At 68.2% G+C, this 20,511-nt stretch carries 17 protein-coding genes; 8 read left to right on the plus strand and 9 right to left on the minus strand.

What is annotated here, in order from left to right:
• Positions 1-21 precede the first annotated feature (21 nt).
• The 7 genes from gyrA to dnaA form a co-directional block, all read right to left on the minus strand.
• Complete coding sequence (gene gyrA / locus ATK30_RS18825; RefSeq protein ID WP_101436702.1) at positions 22-2,640, minus strand: DNA gyrase subunit A; 2,619 nt, start codon at positions 2,638-2,640, stop codon at positions 22-24.
• 50 nt (positions 2,641-2,690) lie between these two features.
• On the minus strand, positions 2,691-4,658 hold the full coding sequence (gyrB, locus tag ATK30_RS18830) for a DNA topoisomerase (ATP-hydrolyzing) subunit B (protein WP_101436703.1): 1,968 nt from the start codon (positions 4,656-4,658) through the stop codon (positions 2,691-2,693).
• A 197-nt stretch (positions 4,659-4,855) separates the two neighbouring features.
• Positions 4,856-5,491, minus strand: coding sequence for a DciA family protein (locus ATK30_RS18835; protein WP_101436704.1), 636 nt, complete (start codon positions 5,489-5,491; stop codon positions 4,856-4,858).
• A 109-nt stretch (positions 5,492-5,600) separates the two neighbouring features.
• Positions 5,601-6,755 (minus strand): DNA replication/repair protein RecF, encoded by a 1,155-nt coding sequence (gene recF, locus ATK30_RS18840; RefSeq protein WP_101436705.1) that lies wholly within the window; start codon positions 6,753-6,755, stop codon positions 5,601-5,603.
• A 19-nt stretch (positions 6,756-6,774) separates the two neighbouring features.
• Entirely contained in the window at positions 6,775-7,665 is an 891-nt protein-coding gene (gnd, locus tag ATK30_RS18845; RefSeq protein WP_101436706.1) for a phosphogluconate dehydrogenase (NAD(+)-dependent, decarboxylating), read from the minus strand.
• Positions 7,666-7,714: 49 nt separating this feature from the next.
• Complete coding sequence (dnaN, locus tag ATK30_RS18850; RefSeq protein WP_101436707.1) at positions 7,715-8,848, minus strand: DNA polymerase III subunit beta; 1,134 nt, start codon at positions 8,846-8,848, stop codon at positions 7,715-7,717.
• Positions 8,849-9,759: 911 nt separating this feature from the next.
• Complete coding sequence (gene dnaA / locus ATK30_RS18855; protein ID WP_101436708.1) at positions 9,760-11,439, minus strand: chromosomal replication initiator protein DnaA; 1,680 nt, start codon at positions 11,437-11,439, stop codon at positions 9,760-9,762.
• Between the two features lie 601 nt (positions 11,440-12,040).
• On the opposite strand from dnaA, the gene rpmH reads away from it, so the two are divergent.
• The 8 genes from rpmH to ATK30_RS18895 all read left to right on the plus strand — a co-directional run bounded on the left by rpmH (position 12,041) and on the right by ATK30_RS18895 (position 17,952).
• The gene (gene rpmH, locus ATK30_RS18860) at positions 12,041-12,184 is read left to right on the plus strand and encodes a 50S ribosomal protein L34 (protein WP_037363527.1); all 144 of its coding nucleotides are present in this window, start codon (positions 12,041-12,043) and stop codon (positions 12,182-12,184) included.
• Positions 12,185-12,206: 22 nt separating this feature from the next.
• Positions 12,207-12,638 (plus strand): ribonuclease P protein component, encoded by a 432-nt coding sequence (gene rnpA, locus ATK30_RS18865; RefSeq protein WP_101436709.1) that lies wholly within the window; start codon positions 12,207-12,209, stop codon positions 12,636-12,638.
• A 6-nt stretch (positions 12,639-12,644) separates the two neighbouring features.
• Complete coding sequence (yidD, locus tag ATK30_RS18870) at positions 12,645-12,971, plus strand: membrane protein insertion efficiency factor YidD (protein ID WP_101436710.1); 327 nt, start codon at positions 12,645-12,647, stop codon at positions 12,969-12,971.
• A gap of 4 nt (positions 12,972-12,975) precedes the next feature.
• Positions 12,976-14,142, plus strand: a complete 1,167-nt coding sequence (gene yidC, locus ATK30_RS18875) for a membrane protein insertase YidC (RefSeq protein ID WP_101436711.1) — start codon at positions 12,976-12,978, stop codon at positions 14,140-14,142.
• 28 nt (positions 14,143-14,170) lie between these two features.
• Complete coding sequence (locus ATK30_RS18880; RefSeq protein WP_101436712.1) at positions 14,171-14,710, plus strand: Jag family protein; 540 nt, start codon at positions 14,171-14,173, stop codon at positions 14,708-14,710.
• A gap of 538 nt (positions 14,711-15,248) precedes the next feature.
• The gene (gene rsmG / locus ATK30_RS18885; RefSeq protein WP_101436713.1) at positions 15,249-15,929 is read left to right on the plus strand and encodes a 16S rRNA (guanine(527)-N(7))-methyltransferase RsmG; all 681 of its coding nucleotides are present in this window, start codon (positions 15,249-15,251) and stop codon (positions 15,927-15,929) included.
• Between the two features lie 86 nt (positions 15,930-16,015).
• A complete protein-coding gene (locus tag ATK30_RS18890) occupies positions 16,016-16,939 on the plus strand; it encodes a ParA family protein (RefSeq protein WP_101436714.1) in 924 nt (307 codons plus the stop codon).
• The gene (locus ATK30_RS18895) at positions 16,936-17,952 is read left to right on the plus strand and encodes a ParB/RepB/Spo0J family partition protein (protein ID WP_101436715.1); all 1,017 of its coding nucleotides are present in this window, start codon (positions 16,936-16,938) and stop codon (positions 17,950-17,952) included. The genes ATK30_RS18890 and ATK30_RS18895 overlap by 4 nt, the downstream gene beginning before the upstream one ends.
• Positions 17,953-18,082: 130 nt before the next feature.
• Here the strand turns inward: ATK30_RS18895 and ATK30_RS18900 are convergent, their stop codons facing one another.
• Both ATK30_RS18900 and ATK30_RS18905 read right to left on the minus strand, forming a co-directional pair.
• A complete protein-coding gene (locus ATK30_RS18900; protein WP_101436716.1) occupies positions 18,083-19,033 on the minus strand; it encodes a D-alanine--D-alanine ligase family protein in 951 nt (316 codons plus the stop codon).
• 30 nt (positions 19,034-19,063) lie between these two features.
• On the minus strand, positions 19,064-20,383 hold the full coding sequence (locus tag ATK30_RS18905; protein ID WP_101436717.1) for an aminotransferase-like domain-containing protein: 1,320 nt from the start codon (positions 20,381-20,383) through the stop codon (positions 19,064-19,066).
• Positions 20,384-20,511 lie beyond the last annotated feature (128 nt).

Genomic DNA, 20,511 nt, shown 5'->3' on the forward strand with positions numbered 1-20,511 from the left:
TACCCGTGCGTGGGGCGCCGATCACTGCTCCGGCGCCGTGCCGTCTTCTGCTGTGGGCTCCTCTGGCGTAGCCTCGGCCGCTTCCTCCGAAACCGTCTCGGCCGAAACCTCCGAAGCTTCCACTGCTTCGGAAGCCTCGGGAGCTTCCTCGGCGGAGTCCTCGCCACCATTGGCGACGTCCGACCCCTCGTCCGCGTTGCGTGCGACCGCGAGAAGAGTGGTTCCGTCACCCAGGTTCATCAGCCGAACGCCCTTGGTCTGCCTGCCCGCCTTGCGCACGTCCCGCGCCGGCGTGCGGATGACCCCGCCGCTGGACGTGATGGCGAACAGCTCGTCGTCCTCGTCGACGATGAGTGCCCCCACCAGCCTGCCACGTTTGCTGTCGTGCTGAATGGTGAGCACGCCCTTGCCGCCGCGGCCCTGTACCGGATAGTCCTCGATCGGCGTCCGCTTCGCATACGCGGCGTCCGTGGCGACCAGCAGAAATTTGTCCGGTTTGACCACGCTGATGCCGAGCAGCTCGTCACCCTCGTTGAACCGCATGCCCAGCACGCCCGAGGTCGGGCGGCCCATCGGGCGCAGCGCCTCGTCGGTCGCGTGGAAGCGGATCGACTGGCCGCCCGCGGACACCAGCAGCAGGTCGTCCTCGGCCGCGGCGAGCACCGCGCCGACCAGCTCGTCACCCTCGCGCAGGTTGATCGCGATCAGCCCGCCCGCCCGGTTGGAGTCGAAGTCGGTGAGCTTCGTCTTCTTCACCAGGCCGCGCTGCGTGGCGAGCACCAGATACGGCGCGACCTCGTAGTTCGGGATCTCGATGACCTGGGCGATCTGCTCGTCCGGCTGGAACGCGAGCAGGTTCGCCACGTGCTGGCCGCGCGCGTTGCGGTTGGCCTCGGGCAGGTCGTAGGCCTTCGCCCGGTACACCCGGCCCTTGTTCGTGAAGAACAGGATCCAGTCGTGCGTGGAGCACACGAAGAAGTGCTGGACGATGTCGTCCTGCTTCAGCGTCGCGCCCTGCACGCCCTTGCCGCCGCGTTTCTGCGAGCGGTACAGATCAGTTTTCGTCCGCTTGGCGTAGCCCGTGCGGGTGATGGTGACGACGACGTCTTCCTGGGCGATCAGGTCCTCGACCGACACGTCGCCGTCGAACGGGATGATCTGGGTGCGCCGGTCGTCGCCGTACTTGTCGACGATCTCCATCAGCTCGTCGCGGATGATCGACCGCTGCCGCTCGGGCTTCTCGAGGATGTCCTTGAGGTCGGCGATCTCGAGCTCGATCTCGGCCAGCGTGTCGATGATCCGCTGCCGTTCCAGCGCGGCCAGCCGGCGCAGCTGCATGTCCAGGATCGCGGTGGCCTGGATCTCGTCGATGTCGAGCAGCGACATCAGGCCGGGCCGGGCCTCGTCGGCCGAGGGCGACCGCCGGATCAGGGCGATCACCTCGTCCAGCATGTCGAGCGCCTTGACCAGACCGCGCAGGATGTGGGCCCGTTCCTCGGCCTTGCGCAGCCGGTACTTGGTGCGCCGCACGATCACGTCGACCTGGTGCTTCACGTAGTGCCGGATGATCTGGTCGAGCCGCAGCGTGCGCGGCACGTCGTCGACCAGCGCCAGCATGTTCACGCCGAAGTTCTGCTGCAGCTGGGTGTGCTTGTAGAGGTTGTTCAGCACCACCTTCGCCACCGCGTCGCGCTTGAGCGTGACGACGATCCGCATGCCGGAACGGCTGTTGGTCTCGTCCGCGATGTCGGCGATCCCGGTGATCTTGCCGTCGCGGACCAGGTGCGCGATGTTCTCCACCAGGTTGTCCGGGTTGACCTGGTAGGGCAGCTCGGACACGACCAGGATGGTGCGGCCCTTCGCGTCCTCCTCGACCTCGACGACCGCGCGCATCCGGATCGAACCGCGACCGGTGCGGTAGGCGTCCTCGATGCCGGACGTGCCGAGGATCATCGCCTTGGTCGGGAAGTCCGGGCCCTTGATCCGCACGAGCAGCGCGGCCAGCAGTTCGTCGTCGGTCGCGTCCGGGTTCTCCAGCGCCCACACGACGCCCTCGGAGACCTCGCGCAGGTTGTGCGGCGGGATGTTCGTCGCCATCCCGACCGCGATCCCGGAACCGCCGTTGACCAGCAGGTTCGGGAACCGCGACGGCAGCACGTCGGGCTCCTGGGTGCGCCCGTCGTAGTTGTCGCGGAAATCGACGGTGTCCTCTTCGATGTCCGCGAGCATCTGCATCGCGAGCGGCGCGAGCCGGGACTCCGTGTACCGCATGGCGGCCGCGGGGTCGTTGCCCGACGAGCCGAAGTTGCCCTGTCCGTCGATCAGCGGATAGCGCAGCGACCACGGCTGGGCGAGCCGCACGAGCGCGTCGTAGATCGCCGAGTCGCCGTGCGGGTGGTAGTTGCCCATGACGTCGCCGACGACGCGGGAGCATTTGTTGTACCCGCGGTCCGGGCGGAACCCGGAGTCGAACATCGAGTACAGGATCCGGCGCGCCACCGGCTTGAGGCCGTCGCGCACGTCCGGCAGCGCCCGCGACACGATGACGCTCATCGCGTAGTCGATGTAGGAGCGCTGCATCTCCTGCTGGATGTCGACCGGTTCGATCCGGTCGTGTTCCGGCGGCAAGGTTTCCGTCATGGGGTCCTTCTTGGTGAGCAGTCCTGGGGAAGCGGGTTAGCAGGGGACGCCTACACGTCCAGGAAGCGCACGTCCTTGGCGTTGCGCGTGATGAACGAGCGGCGCGCTTCCACGTCCTCGCCCATCAGCACGGAGAACAGCTCGTCGGCCTGCGCGGCGTCGTCGAGGGTGACCTGCCCGAGCAGCCGGTTCGCCGGGTCCATCGTGGTCTCCCACAGCTCCTCGGCGTTCATCTCGCCGAGACCCTTGTACCGCTGGATCGCGTCGTCCTTCGGAAGACGGCGGCCCGCCTCGACGCCGGCCTGGATGACCGCGTCGCGTTCCCTGTCCGAGTACGCGTACTCCGGCTCCGACCGCGGCCACTTGATCTTGTACAGCGGCGGCCGCGACAGGAACACGTGGCCGTGCTCGATCAGCGGCGTCATGAAGCGGAACAGCAGGGTGAGCAGCAGCGTGGTGATGTGCTGGCCGTCGACGTCGGCGTCGGCCATCAGCACGATCTTGTGGTACCGCAGCTTCGAGATGTCGAAATCGTCGTGGATGCCCGTGCCGAGCGCGGTGATCAGCGACTGGACCTCGGTGTTCTTGAGGACGCGGTCGATGCGTGCCTTCTCGACGTTGATGATCTTGCCCCGGATCGGCAGGATCGCCTGGTACATCGAGTCTCGGCCTTCCTTGGCCGAACCGCCCGCCGAGTCGCCCTCCACGATGTAGAGCTCGCATTCGCCGGGGTCGTTCGAACGGCAGTCCTTGAGCTTGCCGGGAAGACCGCCGATCTCCAGCGCGCCCTTGCGCCGCACCAGATCGCGCGCCTTGCGGGCGGCGAGCCGCGCCTGCGCCGACGAGATCGACTTGTTGATGATCGTCTTGGCTTCGCTCGGATTGCGCTCGAACCAGTCGGCGAGCCATTCGTTCGACTGCTGCTGCACGAACGTCTTGGCCTCGCTGTTGCCCAGCTTGGTCTTGGTCTGGCCCTCGAACTGCGGTTCGGCCAGCTTGATCGACACGATCGCGGCGAGACCCTCGCGCACGTCGTCGCCGGTCAGGTTGGCGTCCTTCTCCTTGAGCAGCTTCTTCTCGCGCGCGTACGCGTTGACCACGCGGGTGAGCGCGGCGCGGAAGCCCTCTTCGTGCGTGCCGCCCTCGTGCGTGTTGATCGTGTTGGCGAAGGTGTACACCGACGGCGTGAACCCGGTGTTCCACTGCATCGCGACCTCGACCTCGAGGCCCGCGCCCTTGGCGTCGAAGGAGATGACGCTCTCGTGGATCGGGTCCTTGCTGCCGTTGATGTGCTTGACGAAGTCCTCGAGCCCGCCCGGGTAGCAGTAGACGACTTCCTTGACCCGCGCCTGCTTGCCCGCGGCGTCCTCTTCGGTCTCCTCATCGGCGACGCGCTCGTCCCGCAGCGACAGGGTGAGGCCCTTGTTGAGGAACGCCATCTCCTGCAGCCGGCGCGAGATGGTCTCGAAGTTGTAGGTTGTGGTCTCGAAGATGCTGTCGTCGGCCCAGAACGTGATGGTGGTGCCGGTGTCGGTGGCCGGGCCGAGGTCCTCGAGCGGACCCGGGACCTGGTTGAGGTACTCCTGGCGCCAGCTGCGCCCGTTCACCTTGATCTCGGCGAGCAGTTTCGTCGACAGCGCGTTCACCACGGACACGCCGACGCCGTGCAGACCGCCGGACACCGCGTAGGAATCGCTGTCGAACTTGCCGCCCGCATGCAGGATGGTCAGCACGACCTCGAGAGTCGGCTTCTTCTCCTTGGGGTGCATGTCGACCGGAATGCCGCGGCCGTCGTCGACTACTCGCACCCCGCCGTCGGCGAGGAGAGTAACCTCGACCTTGGTGGCGTACCCCGCCATCGCCTCGTCCACGGAGTTGTCCACCACCTCCTGGACCAGGTGGTGGAGACCGCGCTCACCGGTGGAACCGATGTACATGCCGGGGCGCTTGCGAACTGCTTCGAGGCCTTCGAGCACGGTGATGGACGACGCGTTGTACTCGCTCTTGTTCTCGGTCACCGGCGTTGTTTCTCCTCGTCTCGCCCGAGCGGACGTCCGCTACTACAACAGTGTACTTGGCCGCACGCGCTCACATGCGGCTAGGACACCCCTCAGCCGGTCGCAGAGGGACGAAATCACCCTCAGTTGAGTCATCTCGTATCTGCACCTGCGCGGCCCGGTTCTCGGGGAACTCACCCGCCGAAGCGCAACCCCCGTCAGCCGTACGTGTCACGCGGCCCGCGGCCAGGCACGTGCCGGGGCCCTTTTCGCCAGCTCGGAGCGGTCGGACCCTGGATCCGCATCCGCTTGACGACGCCGTTGCCGACGCCCGCGGCGATCTTCGCCAGCAACTTGCCCTGCAGCAACCGCAGCTGCGTCGCCCACGCGGTGGAACTCGCGCGGACGGTCAGCTCGCCGTCTTTCAGCGCCACCGGCTGGGCGTGTTCGGCGACGTCCTCGCCCACGAGCCGGGCCCATTGCCCGAACACGCGCGCGTTGGTGACGGTGTCCTGCCAGCCGCTGTCGGAGACCAGCCGCGACACGAGCCTGCCGAGCGGCTGCGGGTCGCGCGGATCCGCGCCCGGACCGGACCAGCGACGGCGCGCCCGGTTCTGCCCGCCGCCCCCGGTGATCCGGCCGCGCCGGAGGTTCGGCGGGGCTCCGCGTTCGCGGGCTTTCGCCTTCGCCGCTTCGAGAGCGGCGTGCGCGAGGTCGCGGCCGCTTGGTTTGTCCCCAGTGGACGTCTCGTTCGGCCCAGTGGAACTGTCACGCTCAGTGGCGCCACGCGCGGGACTTCGGGAAGCGTCGTCCGCTTTCGGGGTGTCAAGACCGCCATCCGGCCGGTTCGTCACGCGCGGCGATAACGCGGCTCCGGGTTTATCCACACTGTCCACAGGTTTGTCCCCAGATCGGTGGGCAACCCGCGTGACCCCGGTCACCCCGCGTGGTCGTTGCGGCTGTTCAGACACGGTTCACCTCCCCGTCGGCCACCGTGAACCTCGCACCGGCGAGCTCCTCGGGCACGTCCTCGGCCACCGCCGCGGTGATGAGCACCTGCTCGGCGCCCGCGGCGACCTCGGCCAGCCGGGCCCGGCGCTTGCGGTCGAGTTCGGCGAATACATCGTCCAGCAACAAGACCGGTTCGCCCGCTTCGGCACGCAGAAGCTCGTAACTTCCGAGCCGCAACGCGAGCGCGAACGACCACGATTCGCCGTGGCTCGCGTATCCCTTCGCCGGCGCTTCGCCGAGGATCAGCTCCAACTCGTCCCGGTGCGGGCCGACGAGACTGATGCCTCGCTCCAGTTCCTGGCGCCGTGTGTCGGCCAACGCCTTCAGCAACAGCTCCCGCAGTACGTCTGCCTCGGCACGCTCTCCGCCAGGCACTCCGTATGAGGGCGGAAGCGCTTCGCCGAGCGAAGACTTGTACGCGATCTTCGCCGGACGAGAGTCGGGCGCGACTCCCATATAGGCGTCAGCCGTGTACGGCGCGAGGTCCGCGATCAGGTTCAGCCGTGCTGCCAGCAACTGCGCGCCAGCCACCGAGAGATGGTCGTCCCACACGTCGAGCGTCGACAGTGCGTACGGGTCTTCTCGGCCAGTACGGCGTTTGCCCGCTGTCTTGAGAAGCGCGTTGCGCTGCTTAAGCACCTTCTCGTAGTCCGCGCGCACGCCTGCGTACCGAGGCGCGCGAAGCACGAGCAGTTCGTCCATGAACCGACGGCGTTCGCTCGGGTCGCCGCGCACGAGCGCGAGGTCCTCCGGAGAGAACAGCACCGTACGCAGAATGCCGAGCACGTCACGCGGCTTGCCGACCGCGCCGCGGTTCACGCGGGCACGGTTGGCGCGGCCGGGCGTGATCTCGAGTTCGACCGTCAGCTCGCGATCCTCGTTGACGACCGCGACCCGGATGAGCGCGCGCTCACAGCCGTGGCGGACGAGCGGGGCGTCCGTGGCGACCCGGTGCGAACCGAGGGTCGCCACGTAGCCGATCGCTTCGAGCAGGTTCGTCTTCCCCCGGCCGTTCTGGCCGACGAGCACGACCGGCCCCGGTTCGAGCGCGAGGTCGGCCAGCGGCCAGGACCGGAAGTCGGTGACCTGGAGATGTCGCAGATACACGGGCGGGGAACCGCGGGAGCTAGCTCCCGGCCTTCTTCACAGCGTGGCCGCCGAACTGGTTGCGCAGCGCGGCGACGGCGCGCATCGCGGCGGAGTCCTTCTGCCGCGAGGAGAACCGGGCGAACAGCGCGGCCGACAGCACCGGGGCGGGCACCGCGTTGTTGACGGCTTCCTCCAGCGTCCAGCGGCCTTCTCCGGAGTCCTCGACGTAGCCCTCGAGGTCGTCCAGCTCCGGGTCCTCGTCCAGCGCGCGCACCAGCAGGTCGAGCAGCCAGGAGCGGACCACGGTGCCGCGCTGCCAGCCCTTGATCACGGCGGGCACGTCATCGACGGTCTTCGCCGCTTCGAGCAGCTCGAAGCCCTCGGCGTAGGCCTGCATGATGCCGTACTCGATGCCGTTGTGGATCATCTTCGCGTAGTGCCCGGCGCCGACCGAGCCAGCGTGCGAGAAGCCTTCCTCGCGCGGGCCCTCCGGACGCAGCGCGTCGAAGATCGGCATCGCGCGCTGGACGTCGGACGCCGCGCCGCCGACCATCAGGCCGTAGCCGTTGTCCTTGCCCCACACGCCGCCGGAGACGCCGCAGTCGAGGTATCCGACGCCGTGCGAAGCGAGCAGCTCGGCGTTCAGCTTGTCGTCGGTGAACTTCGAGTTCCCGCCGTCGATCACCAGATCGCCCTCGGACAGCAGCTGCCCGAGCTCGGTCACGGTCTGCCTGGTCGGCTCCCCGGCCGGGACCATGATCCACACGATCCTCGGGCCGGACAGCTTCGAAACCATGTCTTCGAGCGAGGTCGAGTCGCTGACGTCCGGGTTGCGGTCGTAGCCGACCACCTCGTGCCCGGCGGCACGCAGCCGCTCGCGCATGTTGAAGCCCATCTTGCCCAGGCCGACGAGACCCAGCTGAACCATGAGATCCCCTTTGGATTGGATCGGTTTTCCTCGGTTGGACGCGCGGTGCTCAGCCCGGCAGCCGCACCGGCATGAGCAGGTAGAGATATCCGGGGACGACGTTGCCCTCGGCGTCGGCGGGCTTGATCAGCGCCGGACGGTTGGGCGTGGTGAACGTCAGCTCGGCCCGGTCGCTGTGCAGCGCGCCGAGCCCGTCGACGAGGTAGCCGGGGTTGAACGCGATGGTGACCGGCTCGCCCTCGTAGTCGACCTGCAGTTCCTCTTCGGCGCTGCCCTCGTCGTCGCCGCCCGCGGACAGCCGCAGGGAGCCGTCGCTGAACTCGAGCCGCACCTGGGTGCCGCGCTCGGCGACCAGCGACACGCGCTTGATCGACTCGGTGAGCGCGCTGACGTCGATGACCGCACGCGACGTGTGGTTGGCGGGCAGCAGCTGGCGGTACGGCGGGAACTCGGCGTCGAGCAGCCGGGTGGTCGTGTAGCGACCGGCCCCGGACAGGCCGAGCAGCCCGTCGCCGGAAGCGAGCGCGAGCTGCACGGTCGTGCCCGCGCCGCCGAGCGTCTTGGCGGCCTCGGCGAGCGTGCGCGCCGGGACGAGCACCGCGGCGTCGGACATGCCCTCGGCCGGCTTCCAGGTGAACTCGCGCATGGCGAGCCGGAACCGGTCGGTGGCGACGAGGGTGAGCGTGTCGCCGGAGATCTCCAGCCGCATGCCGGTGAGCATGGGGAGCGTGTCGTCCTTGCCGGCCGCCGTGGCGACCTGGGTGACCGCCTGGCCGAAGACGTCCCCGGTGAGCTCGCCCGCGTGCGCGGGCTGGGACGGCAGCTGCGGGTAGTCCTCGACCGGCATGGTCGGGAGGCTGAACCGGGCGCTGCCGCACGTGATGGTGGCGCGGGCGCCGTCGACGGAGATCTCCACCGGCTGCGCGGGGAGCGCCTTGGTGATGTCGGCGAGGAGACGGCCGGAGACGAGCAGCCGCCCGCCGTCGGCGATGGTCGCGGGCACGCCGACCGTGGCCGAGACCTCGTAGTCGAAGCCGGAGACCGTGAGCGCGTCGGACTCCCCGTCCGCGCCCGCGTCGAGGAGAACACCGCCCAGCACCGGCACCGGAGGCCGGGAGGGGAGGCTTCTGGCCACCCACGCGACGGCGTCGGCGAGCCCGTCGCGCTCGACGCGGATCTTCATGCGCGCTTCCTTTCGACAGCCGAGCCCCTCGGCTCGTGAAGGGGTCGCCGGGCACCAGTCGTGAGCACCCCGCGCGACCGGGTCCCCGCCGGTCCGGTCCGCCCCGCGCGGGAACGGACCAGCTGCAGACATCCACGTTAGGCCGTCGCCGGGGGTGCCGTCACCTCGGCCTCCCCTTCACTTTGTCGACAAGACGACACGAATCTCGGCTTGTCCTCAGTTTCGTCCTCCGCCTGTTTTTGTTCTGTTCTTTCTTAGAAGAGATGAAAAACCAGTAGCAGTAATAGGGGCTGTGGATTGTGTGGACAGCGGTCGTTCGCGCTGGTCGTGGCGCGCGGCGGCCTGTGGGCAGCCCTGGTGGCGGATCGGTGGATGGTTCGGGCGATCCGTGGATGGTTTCGCGCCACCCACGATTCATCCACAGTTGGCCTTGGTTGTCCCCAGGCTTGTCCCCAGGTTGGGGCCGAGTTGTACCCAGGCTCTGGGGGCAGCCGAAGCGGCCGGGATCGCCCTGGTGAGTGACGACCCACAGGTGTGGATGACCTGTGGGCAACCTGGGGAATCCGCGTGGACAAGCCTGGGGACAACCTGTGGATTCGGTGTGAGCGGGATGTGGATCAAATCCGGATCGTCGCAGCTCCGAGATCCGTTGGCACTGTGGGCAAAGTGCCCACACCCTGGGGAAAACCCCTTGTGTATCAATAAGTTTCGGAATTTCTGCGTACACAGGCTGTGGATGTCTGTGGATACGTACGCGTGCTTCGCTCCCACGCCGCTCCGTACGCACGCTTCAGCTGCGTACGGGCGAGAAGCCAGTCGGGGCAACAAAAAGGGCACCACGGGGAGTCCGTGGTGCCCTTTCGTGTCGAAGCAGGACTGTCTACAAGCGAGTGTCCAGAAGCAGCGGTCGGCTATTGCCGCGCGCGCTGCTTTATCCGGGACGTCAGCTCTTGCACCTGGTCGTAAATCCGCCGGCGCTCGGCCATCTCCTTGCGGATCTTCTTGTCCGCGTGCATGACGGTCGTGTGGTCGCGGCCGCCGAACGTCTGGCCGATCTTCGGCAGCGACATCTCGGTCAGCTCGCGGCAGAGGTACATCGCGATCTGGCGGGCCGTGGCGAGCGCCTTCGTCTTGCCCGGGCCGCACAGCTCGTCGAGCGTCACGTCGAAGAACTCGGCGGTGACGCCCATGATGGTCGGCGCGGTGATCTCCGGCGTGTGCGAATCCGGGATCAGGTCGCGCAGCACGATCTCGGCGAGCCCGACTTCCACCGGCTGCTGGTTCAGCGACGCGAACGCGGTGACGCGGATCAGCGCGCCCTCCAGTTCGCGGATGTTCGCCTCGACCCGCGACGCGATGAACTCCAGCACCTCGCCGGGCACCGCGAGCCGGTCCTGGGCCGCCTTCTTCCGGAGGATCGCGATCCGGGTCTCCAGCTCAGGCGGCTGGATGTCGGTGATCAGGCCCCATTCGAACCGCGTCCGCAGCCGGTCCTCCAGCGTCTCCAGCCGCTTGGGCGGCCGGTCGGAGCTGACCACGATCTGCTTGTTCGCGTTGTGCAGCGTGTTGAAGGTGTGGAAGAACTCCTCCTGGGTGCCTTCCTTGCCCTCCAGGAACTGGATGTCGTCCACGAGCAGGATGTCGATGTCGCGGTAGCGCCGCTGGAAGGCGACCTTGCGGTCGTCGCGCAGCGAGTTGATGAAGTCGTTCGTGAACTCTTCGGTCGAGACGTAGCGCACCCGCATGCCGGGGAACAGCCGTTGCGCGTAGTGCCCGACGGCGTGCAGCAGGTGCGTCTTGCCGAGCCCGGACTCGCCCCAGATGAACAAGGGGTTGTACGCACGGGCAGGCGCCTCGGCCACGGCGACCGCGGCGGCGTGCGCGAAGCGGTTGGACGCGCCGATCACGAACGTGTCGAAGTTGTACTTCTCGTTCAGCTTCGTCTTCGACGTCTGCGGCTGCGCGGGCGCGGTGTAGGGCTGTCCCGCGATCGGCTGCCCGGCGAACCGGGGCCAGATCTCGTTGGCGGTCGCCAAAGCTTCGCCCTCTTCGTCGACTTCCTCGTCCGGGTCCTCGACATCGTCCAGACCCGGGGGCGCCGGCTGCTGCGGAGGCGGTGGCGGCGGTTCGACGCGGGCCGGCGGAAGACCGGCCGCCTCGACCTGCGGACGGCGCGGCGGCGGCATCGGCTTCGGGCGCTCCGCGCGCACGTGGTCGGCCTGGCCGTTCTCCGTGTGCGGGCTCGCCGGCGGCACCGGCTCGGGCCGCGGGACATCGTTTTCCACCCGGGCGGGTGACGCCGCATAGCGGGGGGCCGGCGCGACCGGTTCGGCGCTGTCGACCTTCACCGCGAGCGACACCGGACGGCCGAGCCGCCGCGACAGCGCTTCGGTGATCGAGGTGCGCAGCGCGCGTTCGATGGCTTCTTTCGCGAAATCGCTCGGCGCGGCGAGCAGCGCGGTGCCGTCGAGGAGACCGATCGGGCGGGTCACCCGCATCCAGGCCCGCTGCTGCGGGGAGAGGGTGCCGTCGGACAGCTCCCGCACCACCTGCTCCCAGATGACGCCCAGATTGTGCTGGTGCTCCGACACCGGTCTGACTCCCCTCCCCTCGTCGGCGCGCACGCCTCGGTCCCACCCCCGAGAACGTCCTGGAAGCTCGCCTCGAGCACGCGGTCCGGACTCACCCGCGCGACGGCACAGCGATATCCACAAAGTTGTCCACAGCTGTGCACTAATGTACGGCCGTCCGCAGCCACGCCCCCTGCGGGCTCGGCGTACTCCCCGGGCGCCTCCACACCCCCCGGCGCCGGCGAGGCCGCGTCAGTGCTGCCCGGAGGCCGAGAGAGGCACGCTAACAAGCCCTGCTCGTTGCCACAAGACGTGGTGCTGCGCAAGCATTTCACGGTGTACGGCGTGTTGCCATTCGGTGCCGCGCCGTGCCGGAAGGCAGTCTCCCGGGTCGGTTGCCGAGGGTGGCGGAGGGGCGCCTGCGGCTTGCCCGACCGGGGTGCGTACCCTCGTAAGGTCTCCCGTATGCGACGGGTGCGTTTCGCGTGCCTACGTATGTCGTCGCTCGTCGTGACGAGGCCACCCGGTGGTAGGAGACAGCACGAACTTCCGTGCGACCCGCACGACACGCCGGGCGCCGGGGAATCCGCCGTCGCCCGACGGCCGAGACACAGGAGAAGCAGTGAGCAAGGGCAAGCGCACCTTCCAGCCGAACAACCGTCGCCGCGCGAAGACCCACGGTTTCCGCCTGCGCATGCGGACCCGTGCGGGCCGGGCGATCCTCGCGGCGCGCCGTCGCAAGGGCCGCGCCGAGCTGTCCGCCTGATCCGGCTCCGCGCAACCGCGTCGTGCTGCCCGCTGGCGCACGTCTGCGGCGGAGCGAGGACTTCCGGGTCGTCCTCCGCCGGGGGTCCCGAGCCGGCAGGCGCCGCCTCATCGTCCATGCGTTGACCACGGACCCGTCCGTGGCCGCCTCGTTCGCGGCCAGGGCGGGTTTTGTGGTGAGCAAGGCCGTCGGCAACTCGGTGGTGCGCCACCGGGTGACCCGGCGGTTGCGGCACCTGGTTTTCGCACGTCTCGGAACACTGCCCGCGGGCAGCTCGTTGGTGGTACGGGCATTGCCTCCGGCAGCGTCCGCGTCGAGTGCTGAGCTCGGCGCGGATCTCGACGCCGCACTGCGCCGGCTCGGCCTCCTGCCGTCCGGCCGCCCGGCCGGGGCCGATGCTCCCCGGCAGCCGCGTCAGCAGGGCGCGGCACCCGACCACGGATCAGCGGTGTAAACGGCCATGGACGCCACCTCCGAACACAGCGCCACCGAAGTACCCGAGGGTGAGTCGCCGCCCCGGCCGGGTCCGGTCGCGTGGGTGCTGCTCCTTCCCGTGCGGTTCTACCGCAAGGCGATATCGCCCTTTCTTCCTCCGGCCTGCCGGTTCTACCCGAGCTGCAGCGCGTACGCAGTCGAAGCCCTGACCCGCCACGGCGCGGCCAAGGGCTCCTACCTCGCGCTGCGCCGGCTGCTTCGCTGCGGTCCCTGGACCCCGCCCGGCCGCGACCCGGTGCCCGAGAAGTTCTCGTGGCGGCACCGCACGCCTGAAACACCGATCGAGGAGTAGCTCAGTGCTCGATTTCATCTACTACCCCGTGTCCTTCATCTTGTGGTGTTGGCACAAGGTCTTCGGGTTCGTCTTCGGCGAAGCGACCGCGATCTCGTGGATCCTCGGCATCATCTTCCTGACGTTCACCGTCCGCGGCATCATGTTCAAGCCGTTCGTGAACCAGGTCCGGTCGATGAAGAAGATGCAAGACTTCGCGCCGGAAATGAAGAAGATCCAGAAGAAGTACGCGAACGACCGGCAGCGCCAGGCGCAGGAGATGCAGAAGCTCCAGCGCGAGCACGGCGTCAACCCGCTCGGCAGCTGCCTTCCGATGGTCCTTCAGATCCCGGTCTTCATCGGCCTGAACCACGTGCTCCGCGCGTTCACCATGCCGCCGGCCGGCGGCGGTCCGAAGACCGAGAACTACTTCTTCAACCAGCACGACGTCAACTCGTACGTCAGCGCCAAGCTCTTCGGCGTCAACATGGGCGAGGCGGTCAACAACGGCGTCGGCGCCGTCGCCGGCCACGTCGCGAACGGCGGCTGGCACTGGGAGGTCCTCCCGGTCGCGCTGCCGTTGATGATCATCGCCTCGATCGCCACGCACCTCACCGCGCGGCACTCGGTCTCCCGGCAGAACGCGTCGGCCGCGGGCACCCCGCAGACCGCGATCATGAACAAGCTCACCATGTACATCTTCCCGCTCGGTGTGCTCGTGTTCGGTGCCTTCTTCCCGCTCGGCCTGCTCTTCTACTGGCTGGCGAACAACGGCTGGACGCTCATGCAGCAGCGCCTCGTCTACACGAAGATCGACAAGGAAGAGGCCGCTCGCAAGGCGGAGGCCGCCGAGAAGCGCGCGTCGCTCGGCCCGAAGCCGGGCCAGAAGCCGACCGCGCCGAAGGTCGGGCAGAAGCCGGTGCAGCAGAAGAAGAACCAGCAGGGTCAGCAGAGCAAGGTGGCCAAGGCGGGTTCCGCGCACGGTTTCGCGCAGACCGCGTCCGACGGCAAGTCCGGCAACGCGAAGTCCGACGGCGGCACGTCGTCCGAAGCGAAGGCAGCCGAATCCGGGAACAGCGCGGAGAGCGCTCCGGAGCAGACGTCGAACCAGAACGGATCGAAGGAGAACGGCACCGGGGTGCCCGGACTCCTCAAGGACTCGAACAGGAAGTCGGGCCGGAAGCGTCGCTGACGCTTCGGGTTCGGAGAGGAGACTGAAGATGTCGGAGACGGTCGACACGATCGACGCCGATCAGGAAGAGACGAGCGCACCGGCCGAGCAGAAGGCGGGCGGTGACGACGCTCTCGTGCAAGAGGGCGACATCGCCGGCGACTACCTCGAGCGTCTGCTGGACCTGCTCGACTACGACGGCGACATCGATCTGGACGTCGAAGCCGGCCGCGCGATCGTCAGCATCGACGGCGGCGACGACTTGGAGAAGCTGGTCGGCCCCCGCGGCACGGTGCTCGAAGCGCTGCAGGAGCTGACCCGCCTCGCGGTCCAGCAGGAGACCGGCTCGCGCAGCCGGCTGATGCTGGACATCGCCGGCTGGCGCGCGGACCGCCGCGAGGAGCTCCGCGAGCTCGGCCGGTCCACCGCGGAGTCGGTCCTGGCGAGCGGCGAGCGGGTTCGGCTTCAGCCGATGAGCCCGTTCGAGCGCAAGGTCGTCCACGACGCGGTCGCGACGGTCAAGGGCGTCACGAGCGAGAGCGAGGGCGAGGACCCGAAGCGCCGCGTGGTGATCTTCCCCGAGGACTGAGCCCTCGGACGCGGAAAGCACTGAGCCGAAGCGGCCCACCGGAGTGATTCCGGTGGGCCGCTTCTTTTATGTCTGCCGCTGGGGCGGGTGTCGCCGACAGGTCGCTCCGGCTCCTTCGCTGCCGCGATCTCGATGAGCGCTCACGGCACTTTGCCGAACAGGGTCGCGCCGTCGTCCGGTGTTACGGACCTCCGGATGTAGCGACGACATCTGGCGCCCGTTGGCGACGGCGTGCCGCTCCACTGTTAGGTGCGTACTCGGTCGGCGTCCTCCCCTGTTCGTCGGACGGTGCGCTCTCCGTTCGGAATGGCGCGGCGGGTGGCGCGACCGCGCGAATTACAAGCGTGGCGTTTCACGTGAAACTCGCCCGCCGTCTCACCCGGGTGACTGCGTTTCACGTGAAACGACATGTGGATCGCTCGGCGACTCGAGTGGACTTGTCCACAGTTGCGGTCTGTCGGCTCGATTTGCCGTCGGCATCAGGGACAATCAACCGAGCGCGTTTCACGTGAAACGCGCGGAGCGAGGAGTGGAAGTAGTGAGCTTGGACGGCGCCACCGGGACGGTCCGGACCGCGGCGGTGGAGGTGTTCGGGGAGCGCGTCGAGCAAGCCGCCGGGTACGTGGAGCTGCTGGCGACCCATGGGGTCGAGCGAGGGTTGATCGGACCGCGTGAGGTGGACCGACTGTGGGAACGGCACGTCCTGAACTCCGCGGTGATCGGCGAGCAGATCCCGTCCGGGGCGCGCGTGGTCGACGTCGGGTCCGGTGCGGGGCTTCCGGGAGTACCGCTGGCGATCGCTCGACCGGACCTCGATATCGTGCTCTTGGAACCCATGGCTCGCCGGGTTGACTGGTTGGCCGAGGTCGCCGAGAAGCTGGAACTCCCGATCACCATCGTCCGTGGACGCGCCGAGGAGCGGTCCGTACGCGAGCAGCTGAGTGGCGCAGACGTCGTCACCGCACGCGCGGTCGCCCCTCTTGCTCGGCTCGCGGGCTGGTGCCTTCCCCTGGTTCGTCCCGAAGGTCGACTGGTTGCCCTCAAAGGCGCCAGCGCCGCCGAAGAGATCTCCCGTGACCGCGACGCGGTGCGCAAGGCCGGTGGTGCCGAACCACAGGTCGCGGAATGCGGGAAGGCGGTACTCGAAGTCCCCAGCACGGTGGTCCTGATCCGTCGCCTGCCGCCGAAGCCGAACCGGCCACGCGGCAGACGGAGCTAGCGCATGACAACAGCCGCGCCGTTCCACGTGAAACAACGCGGCGTGAACGTCCCCGAATCGTCTACCAGGAGGAGGTGTCGAGACCGGTGAATCCCCCGCCGTCCGACTCCGCGGAGGCCAGCCAGGAGATGGGCTGGACGCCGATCGCTGAAGAAGCCGTTCGCGCCGCGAGCGTGCTCCACCCCAAGGAAGGGGTACTCCCCCGACCGGATCGCCGGCGCGTGCTCACCGTCGCCAACCAGAAGGGCGGGGTCGGCAAGACGACGAGCACCGTCAACCTGGCCGCGGCGCTCGCCGTGCACGGGTTGAAGACGTTGGTGATCGACCTCGATCCGCAGGGCAACGCCAGCACCGCGCTCGACATCGACCACCGCTCCGGGACCCCCTCGATCTACGAGGTGCTCATCGGCGAGGTCTCGATTGCCGAGGCCGCGGCGCAGAGCGAGCAGTCCCCCAACCTCTACTGCGTGCCCGCGACGATCGACCTCGCTGGTGCCGAAATCGAACTCGTCTCCATGGCGAACCGTGAGACGCGGCTCAAGGAGGCGCTGTCGTCCGGCGCGCTCGACGAGATCGGCGTCGACTACGTCTTCATCGACTGCCCGCCGTCGCTCGGTCTCCTCACGGTCAACGCGATGGTGGCGGCGCAGGAAGTGCTCATCCCGATCCAGTGCGAGTACTACGCACTGGAAGGTCTCGGGCAGCTCCTCAGCAACATCGAACTCGTGCAGCAGCACCTCAACCGCGAACTGAGCGTGTCGACGATTCTGCTCACCATGTACGACGGTCGCACCAAACTGGCCGACCAGGTGACCAATGAGGTCCGCAATCACTTCGGCGACACCGTGCTGAAGACCGTCATCCCGCGCAGCGTGAAGGTGTCCGAGGCACCCGGCTACGGCCAGACCGTGCTCTCCTACGACCCCGGTTCACGTGGTGCCATGAGCTATCTCGACGCGGCGAAGGAAATCGCCGAGCGGGGTGTGAACGAGAGGAGCAGCACCACATGACTGAGCGCAGAGGAGGGCTCGGCCGCGGACTGGCGGCCCTGATCCCGACCGGCCCGGCAACGCCTCCGCCGGCCGCGACCGAAAGCAGCACGGCTGCCGAGAAAGCGGTGCGCGAGGACAAAGGCTGGTTCGCGGCGAACGGTGCCGCGGGCCAGCCGATCGCGGGCGGCGAGGTCGCCGGTGCGGTGTACCGCGAGATCCCGGTCAGCTCGGTCAAGCCGAACCCGAAGCAGCCTCGCCAGGTTTTCGACGAGGAAGCGCTCGCCGAACTCGAACATTCGATCCGCGAGTTCGGGCTCATGCAGCCGATCGTCGTCCGTGAACTCGGCGACGATCAGTACGAGCTCGTCATGGGCGAGCGCCGGCTGCGGGCCTCGCAGCAGGCGGAGCTCGAGGCGATCCCCGCGATCGTGCGGCAGACCGCCGACGAGTCGATGCTGCGCGACGCGCTGCTGGAGAACATCCACCGCGTGCAGCTGAACCCGCTCGAAGAGGCGGCGGCTTATCAGCAGCTGCTCGACGAGTTCGCGGTGACGCATGAGGAGCTGGCCGGTCGGATCGGCCGCAGCCGTCCGGTCATCACGAACACCATCCGGTTGCTCAAACTCCCCCTCCCCGTGCAGCGACGGGTGGCCGCCGGGGTTCTCTCCGCCGGGCACGCGCGGGCGCTGCTTTCGCTGGAGGATCCGGACAGCCAGGAGGAGCTGGCGGCGCGGATCGTCGCGGAGGGCATGTCGGTGCGCGCCACCGAGGAAGCCGTCACGCTGAAGAAGAACGAGAAGCCGGCGAAGCCGAAGGCCGCTCCTCGCAAACAGATTCAGGCACCCGGATTGCAGGAACTCGCGAACCGGCTGTCCGACCGGTTCGACACCCGGGTGAAGGTCGACCTCGGCCGGCGCAAGGGACGCATCGTTCTCGAGTTCGGGTCGGTGGATGATCTTGAGCGCATCGTCGGGATCATCGACGCGAATTCCGGGGAAAAATCGGCGAATCAGAGCGACGAAACCGATTAGGGATCACCCAGGGTCGTTTCGTCACGGTGATGATTGCGGTTCGAGGCGGCTGCGGTTACCCGGAGTGGCCGCCGGAATCGACCGGCGCGGGGAAGGGCGGCAGACCGCCGCCCGCCCCGTCCGCCTGGTTTCAGTTCGCGCGAGCGACGGCGCGCGCGACGAGATCCGCGAAAACCGAACCGAGTGTGGTGCCGGCGGCCTCGACTGCCATCGGCACCGTCGACGTTTCGGTGAGGCCCGGCGAAAGGTTCACTTCGAGGAAGTGGACTCCCCCGTCCGGAGTGATCACCGCGTCGGTGCGCGAGATGTCGCGCAGCCCGAGCCACCGGTGCGCGCCGACGGCGAGTTCACCGACCGCCTTCGCGGCTTCGTCGGAAATCCGGGCCGGGGTGAAGAAATCGGTGAGACCCGCGGTGTAGCGCGCGGTGTAGTCGTAGACGCCGTTCTCCGGCACGATCTCGACCGCGGGCAGGGCCTCGGGCCCGTTCTCCCCTTCGATGACCGTGACGGCCACTTCAACGCCGTCCACGAACCGTTCCGCGAGCACGGTGTCGCCATAGGCGAAGCAGCCGACCATCGCCGCGGGCAGCTCCGCCGCCTCCCGGACCACCTGGGTGCCGAGCGCCGACCCGCCCTGATCCGGCTTGAGGATCAGCGGCAGGCCGAGCCGCTCGACCATCGCGTCGAGGACCGATTGGGCCCCCAGCTCGCGAAAAGTGCTGTGCGGCAACACAATCCAGTCCGGCGTCGAGAACCCGGCCTGCTGCACGAACGCCTTCGCGGTCGGCTTGTCCCAGGCGCGACGGCAGCCCTGCGAGTGGGTGCCGACGAACGGCACGTCGAGCATCTCCAGCACGGTCTGCACCGAGCCGTTCTCCCCCTCGCCGCCGTGCAGCGCGACGACAACCGCGTCCGGACGCTGCGTGCGCAGCCGCTCCAGCAGCCCGGCGTCGGTGTCCCACTCCTCCACCGTGAGGCCCTCGGCCCGCAGCGCGGCGGACAGCCTGCGCCCGGAGCGAAGCGAAACGTCGCGTTCGTGGGAAAGCCCGCCGGCGAGCACGGCAACGGTACGGTCGACCACCGTGGGAACTCCTTAGTGTTGCAGGGCCGGTCAGACCGTGTCCGGAGACGGGGTCTCGGGCCCCGGGATGGTGCGCGCCTTCACGCTACCGAAGGTGCGGCTGAGGTCCATTTCGGACTCGAGCACCGCGGCGAGCCGGCGCACGCCCTCGCGGATGCGTTCCGGCGTCGGATAGCAGTACGACAACCGCATCTGGCGAGAGCCGAAACCGTCGGCGTAGAAACCGGTGCCGGACGCGTACGCCACCCGGGCGGTCACCGCACGCGGCAACATCGCTTTGGTGTCAACGCCTTCCGGCACGGTGACCCACACGTAGAAGCCGCCGTCCGGGTTGGTCCAAGAGCAGCCGGGCGGAAGATACTGGTGCAGCGCCGACAACATCGCGTCGCGGCGTTCGCGGTAGTTCTCCCGGAACTTCTTGATCTGGCCCTTCCAATCGTGCGTCGCGAGATAGCGCGAGACGATCATCTGGTTGAAGGTCGGCGGGCACAACGTGGCGGATTCCGCTGCCAGCACAAGCTTTTCGCGCACCGCGTGCGGCGCGAGCACCCAGCCGACGCGCAGCCCGGAGGCGAACGTCTTCGAGAACGAGCCGAGGTACACGACGTTGTCCGGGTCGAGCGAGCGCAGCGCCGGGTAGGTCTGGCCGTCGAACCCGAGCAGCCCGTACGGGTTGTCCTCGATGATCAGCACGCCGTGCTCACGGCAGATCTCGACGATCTCCGGACGCCGTTCGACCGACAAGGTAACGCCAGCCGGATTGTGGAAATTCGGGATAGTGTAAAGGAATTTGACCCGCTGCCCGGCTTTTTCGGCCTGGCGCAAGGCTTCCCGCAGTCCTTCGGGCACGAGACCGTGCTCGTCCATCGCGACGTGCACGACATTGGCCTGGTAGGCGGAGAACGACCCGAGCGCACCGACGTACGACGGGCCTTCGGCGATCACGACGTCACCCGGGTCGCAGAAAAGCCGGGTCACCATGTCGAGGCCCATCTGGGAACCGACGGTGACCACGACGTCGTCGGGGTGCGCCTTGATCCCCTCGAGAGCCATGATTTCGCAGATCTGGTCACGCAGCGCGGGAATCCCGTGCGCGGATCCGTACTGCAGGGCGACGAGCCCCTCCTCGGCGATGATCTCGCCGACCTGAGCCGACAGGGTGTCGAGCGGCAGCGCGGCCAGGTTCGGCATGCCGCCGGCGAGCGAGACGACCTCCGGCCGGCTTGCCACTGCGAAAAGCGCGCGGATCTCGGATGCGGTCATCCCGGCGGTACGCGCCGCGTACCGGTCGAGATGCGGGTCGAGATTGTTGCGGCCGGTCTGCGGCTTCGCGGGGCGGTTCTCGGTCATCGGACACCTGAGGGCTCGGCGGGTACCTGCTGGTAGATCCATTGAGTGTAACCGCGGCCTCTTCCAGCTCCCCGCTCTTCCGGCGCTTGTCACATCGGCCTATCCTCGGGGTGGTTCTTCCGGTCCTG

Origin of the sequence: Amycolatopsis echigonensis, assembly GCF_002846615.1 — a bacterium.
Taxonomy (GTDB): Bacteria; Actinomycetota; Actinomycetes; order Mycobacteriales; family Pseudonocardiaceae; genus Amycolatopsis; species Amycolatopsis echigonensis.